This window comes from Streptomyces ossamyceticus, from assembly GCF_001418475.1.
Classification (GTDB): Bacteria; Actinomycetota; Actinomycetes; order Streptomycetales; family Streptomycetaceae; genus Streptomyces; species Streptomyces ossamyceticus.
Genome location: NZ_LIQX01000284.1, coordinates 1 through 4879, shown reverse-complemented (window position 1 = coordinate 4879; position 4879 = coordinate 1). Strand labels below are relative to the sequence as shown.

General features: G+C 73.6%; 5 protein-coding genes. 2 read left to right on the top strand and 3 right to left on the bottom strand.

Annotated features, from left to right (window positions below; translation table 11 throughout):
• Window positions 1-614, top strand: a 614-nt coding sequence (locus AOK15_RS21690) for a cation diffusion facilitator family transporter (RefSeq protein ID WP_157870332.1), incomplete at its 5' end; no start/stop codon positions are given.
• A 91-nt stretch (window positions 615-705) separates the two neighbouring features.
• Here the strand turns inward: AOK15_RS21690 and AOK15_RS21685 are convergent.
• On the bottom strand, window positions 706-1155 hold the full coding sequence (locus AOK15_RS21685; protein ID WP_055519424.1) for a nitroreductase family deazaflavin-dependent oxidoreductase: 450 nt from the start codon (window positions 1153-1155) through the stop codon (window positions 706-708).
• Between the two features lie 125 nt (window positions 1156-1280).
• Window positions 1281-1910, bottom strand: coding sequence for a LysE family transporter (locus tag AOK15_RS21680; RefSeq protein ID WP_205632199.1), 630 nt, complete (start codon window positions 1908-1910; stop codon window positions 1281-1283).
• 342 nt (window positions 1911-2252) lie between these two features.
• Here AOK15_RS21680 and AOK15_RS21675 point away from each other — a divergent pair, with 342 nt between their 5' ends.
• The gene (locus AOK15_RS21675; protein ID WP_055519420.1) at window positions 2253-3194 is read left to right on the top strand and encodes an LLM class flavin-dependent oxidoreductase; all 942 of its coding nucleotides are present in this window, start codon (window positions 2253-2255) and stop codon (window positions 3192-3194) included.
• 65 nt (window positions 3195-3259) lie between these two features.
• On the opposite strand, the gene AOK15_RS21670 is transcribed toward AOK15_RS21675, so the two are convergent.
• A partial coding sequence (locus tag AOK15_RS21670; protein ID WP_055519418.1) for an amidohydrolase occupies window positions 3260-4879 on the bottom strand: 1620 nt, incomplete at its 5' end.

The window sequence follows — 4879 nt, the reverse complement described above, 5'->3', positions numbered from 1 at the left end:
AGGCCGCCCGCGCCGCCCTGCACCAGGTGCGCGCGCAGGGCGGCGCGGGCGGCCTGCGGGACCCGGCGCTGCGGACGGTCGTCGCCGAGGACGGCACCGCCGTCCTCGGCGTGACCCTCGCGATGGCCGGGATGGCCCTGCACATGGTGACAGGGCAGGCGCTCTGGGAGGCGCTCGCCTCGTTCGGTATCGGCGCCCTCCTCATGTACGTGGCGTTCTGGCTCGGCCGGGACGCCCGCGATCAGCTCATCGGACGCGCGGCGGGCGCCGACGCGAGCCACAGGATCCGTGCCCTGCTGGAGGCGCAGCCCGAGATCGACAGCGTCGAGGCCCTGCTCACCATGGAGCTCGGCCTGGACTCCACCCTGGTGGCCGCCCGCGTGGACCTCGTCCCCGGCCTCGACAGCGAACGGGTCGAGGAGGTCGCCGTACGCATCAAGCGCTCCATCGCCCACATCGTCCCCGAGGCCGAACAGATCTTCCTCGACGTGACGGACGCCCGCGCCGCCCGGCGGGCACGGCAGGTCGAGCGGTCAGAGCCGGGGGAGCGGGCCGCGGAGGGCGAGAAGACAGCGAAGAGCCCCGCCGCGACGGGGGAACGCGGCGGGGCCTGAGACTCGGATGCCCGGCGTCCGGGGGATCATGCGCGTCGATCCGAGGAATTTTCTCCCCCTCAACCGGGCCCCCTCAACCGGGCCCCCTCGCCTACGCGCCCGTCGCCGGCTCCAGCACGAAGACCGGTATCTCCCGGTCGGTCTTCTTCTGGTAGTCGTCGTACGGCGGGTACGCGGTGACCGCGCGCTCCCACCACAGGGCCTTCTCGTCCCCGGTGACCTCACGGGCCGTCATGTCCTGCCGGGTCGCGCCGTCCTGGAGCTCCACGTGCGGGTCGGACGTGACGTTGTGGTACCAGACGGGGTGCTGGGGCGCGCCGCCCTGCGAGGCCACGACCGCGTACCGCCCGTCGTGCTCCACACGCATCAGCGGAGTCTTGCGGATCTTGCCGCTCTTCGCGCCGCGGGTGGTGAGGATGACGACGGGCATCCCCGTGTCCAGCAGCGTCGTCCCCTCGGCGCCGCCCGAGCTCTCGTACAACTCCACCTGGTCGCGCACCCATTGCGTGGGGCTCGGCACATACTCGCCTTCAAGAGGCATGGGGCAACAGTCCCTTCCTGTCGGGTCCGGATACCGCCCCGTCTTCAACACACGCCCCCGCCGTTTTCATCCTCACCGGGTGGTCCTGGCGCGGAGAGGGTTCCCGCGCCCGGACCACCCGGTGTTCAGGACGGCAGCAGCATGCCGGCCGCCAGCACCGCGATGACGGCACTCGACACGAGCCCCGTCGCCAGCCGTCCCCGGTGCCCGGTCAGCGCGCGGCCCAGCAGGGCACCGCCACCGGCGAGCAGCAGCTGCCAGCTCGCGGAGGCGAGGAACGCGGCGAGGACGAACACCGCCTGCTCCAGCGGGCGTACGGCCTCGGCGGCGCGGCTGCCCAGGACGAGCGCGGCGAAGTACACGACGGTGGTGGGGTTCAGGAGGGTGATCCCGAGGAGCGCGGTGTACGCGCGTGCCGGGCCCACCGGGTCCCGTTGCTGCCGGCCGGGCAGCCGCCGGGCGCGGTACTGGCGCAGCGCCGTGACCGCGCCGCGCACCGCGAGCGCGAGGAGCACCAGGGCGGACGCCCAGCGCAACGGCACCAGCACGGGCTGGAGGGCGACCGCGAGCGCCGTACCGCCGAGAGCGGCGACCAGGGCGTAGAGCCCGTCGGCGGTCGCGACACCGAGGGCGGCGCACACGCCGGTGCGCAGGGACGTACGGGCGGTGAGGGAGACCAGATAGGTCGCGACCGCTCCGACGGGGACGGCGATGCCGTAGCCCGCGAGGAGCCCCGCGACGAGCGCGGCCGTCATGACCGGGGCGGTGTCGGTCCCCACGGTCGGCCGGACTGCTGCCGGCCCCGCACCGGACGAGCGGCGGCGGAGGTCGGCGGCAGGAGGGCATCGGTGATGTACATGGGCAGAGCGTGGGGCCGGGCGCCCCGCCCACGCAATCGAATTACGGCGCCGGGTGGGGGACGGGTGAGGCGCCGGGCCGGGGACGCGGACGCAGTGCCCGGCCGGGGGCGGATGCAGCGCCGAGCCGGAGACGGCAGTGGCGGCGCCGCAGGAGCGCAATTATCCACCCGGACAGGTATTGACCCGGGAATCTCGGCCTCCTTATCTTGTTTGGAATCAAATGAACTTGGGGGTGTCATGGGCGCCGCACCACGCATGCTGCTCGTGCTGAGCGAGAACTGGACACTGACGGGCGGCCGGGCCGATCTGCCCACCGCCGTACGGTGGGCCCGCGAGGCGGAGGACGCCGGGTTCGACTCCGTCATGGTCAGCGAGCACATCGTGCTGGGCCCGGACGCCGGGGCCGCCGGCATCATGGGCAACCCCCGCGACTACGCCCTCCCGGGCAACCAGGACCCGTACACCCCCTGGCCGAACTCCCTGCTCCTGCTCGCCGCGATCGCCTCCGTCACCGAGCGCCTGCGGCTCGCCGCCGCCGCGGTGCTCGCCCCGCTGCGCCACCCCCTGCTGATGGCCAGGGAACTCGGCACCCTCGACCTCATCAGCGAGGGACGGCTGCTGGTGCAGCCCACGGTGAGCTGGAGCAAGGACGAGTACGACGCGCTCGGCGTGCCCTTCGGCAGCCGGGGGCGCCTGCTCGACGAGCACCTCGCCGTCTGGGCGAAGGCGTGGGGACCGTCACCGATCTCCCACGACAGCGAGCACTACCCGTTCCAAGACGTCTACTTCGAGCCCAAGGCGTACCGGCCCGAGGGGCCCCGGCTGTGGTTCGGCGGGCAGCGGCTGCACGGCCCCGTGCTGCGCCGCCTGGTCCGGTACGGCCACGGCTTCCACCCGCTCGGCCGGCCCACGCCGCAGGACATCCAGGCGCTGAAGGAGGCCATGGCCACGGCCGGCCGGGACATCACCGAGCTGGAGATGATCGGCGGCACCCAGGCGGTCTTCCCCGACGACCACTCCCCGGCGGACGTCGGGGCGGCCCTCGCCTCCCTGCCGGAACAACTGGAGCAGGGGTTCACGACGTTCTGCGTCAAGCCGAACCAGTTCATCGACGACCCCGACGGGGTGGGCGCCTTCTGCAAGGACGTCATGCGCCGGGTGACCGCCCTCACGGGCTGAGACGGGGGAGGGGCCCCGGACGTGGCTCGCGCCCGTCCGGGGCCCCTCGCGTGGGCCCGACTCCGTCAGCGCTCGAAGACGACGCCGCCGTCGAACACCGTCATGTCGACCTCGACGCGCGTGACGTCGTGCGGGTCGAGGTCGAGCAGCGGCCGGTCGAGGACGCACAGGTCCGCCACCTTGCCCACCTCCACCGAACCCTTCCAGTCCTCCGCGAAGTCCTGCCGTGCCGGGTTGATCGTGTACGCCCGCAGCGCCTCGGCGAGTCCCACGCGCTGCTCCGGGCCGCTGACCCGGCCGCTGGCCTTCGACTCGCGCAGCAGCATCCCGGCGACCCCCTGCCGCCAGTCCGGCTCCGTGACCGGGGCGTCCGAGCTGGCGCACACCGCGACGCCCGCGTCCAGCGCCGAGCGCACCGGCCACTGGTACGCCGACCGCACCGGACCGACGACCTCCTCCATCAGGTCGGACACCGTCCACTTGATCGCGGGGTTCATGTTGACGCCGTAGCCGTGCGCCGCGAGGCGGGCGAGACTGTGCGCGCCGATGAAGTCGCCGTGGATGACGTAGTGCCGGGCGTCGGGCCGGGGCAGCTCCCGCGCCGCGGCCAGGAACGCGTCGACCACCAGGTCGATGGCCCGGTCGCCGGTGACATGGACGCCCAGCTGGTAGCCCGCCTCGTGTGCCACCCGGATCATGTCGAACAGCTCGTCCACCTGGAGGTCGGGCGTGTGCCCGTGCACGCAGAGGGAGCCGTGACCGCCGTCGAGGTAGGGCTCGTTCATCCAGGCCGTACGGTTCGGGGGCACCCCGTCGGCGAAGATCTTCACACCGATCGCGTTGAGCCGGCGGGGGTCGGGCGACTCGGGGCGGTGGAGCTCGGCCAGCCCCTTGCGCATGTCCGCGGCGGAACCGCCCATGGGCGCGGGCAGCAGCAGGACACTGACCCGGGCGTGCAGGCTGCCGGAGGCCGCCAGGTCGGCGTACGCGGTCCAGTTGTCGGTGCTCAGAGCACCGAAGACGGTCTCGGAGCCGCCGGGGCCGAGGCCCGGCTCGGTGTAGCTGGTGATGCCGCGGGAGTGGAGACCGGCGACGACATGGCGGATGGCCTGGCGACGCTGGTCGAGGGTGGGGGAGGGCACGGCGGCCTGGAGCAGTGCCGCGGCGGACTCGCGCAGCACGCCGGTCGGGTGCCCGTCGGGCCCGCGGTCGATGACTCCGCCGGCGGGTGGCCGCGTGTCCGCGTCGATCCCGCACCGGCGCAGCGCCTCGCTGTTGGCCCACACCGTGTGCTGCGAGGAGTCGGTGAGGCAGACGGGGTGGTCGGGCGCCACCGCGTCGAGGTCCAGCCGGTGCGGGAACCGCCCCGGCTCGGCGAGGCACTCCGTCAGATAGCCCGCGTCCCAGCCGATGCCGACGATCCACTCGCCGGGCCCGGCGGCCCGTGCCGCCTCGCCGACCACGGCGGCGATGTCGGCGATCGAGCCCACCGCGGGGTGGCCGACGTCGAGGGCGAACGGCGGCTTGCTCAGCCCGTACGCGGCGCCGTGCAGATGCGAGTCGTTGATGCCCGGCAGGACGGTCCGCCCCGCCAGCTCCACGATCCGGGTCGTCGGCCCGGCCAGGGCGCGCATCTCGGCGTCCGTGCCGACCGCGACGATCTCCCGGCCGCGCACGGCCACGCC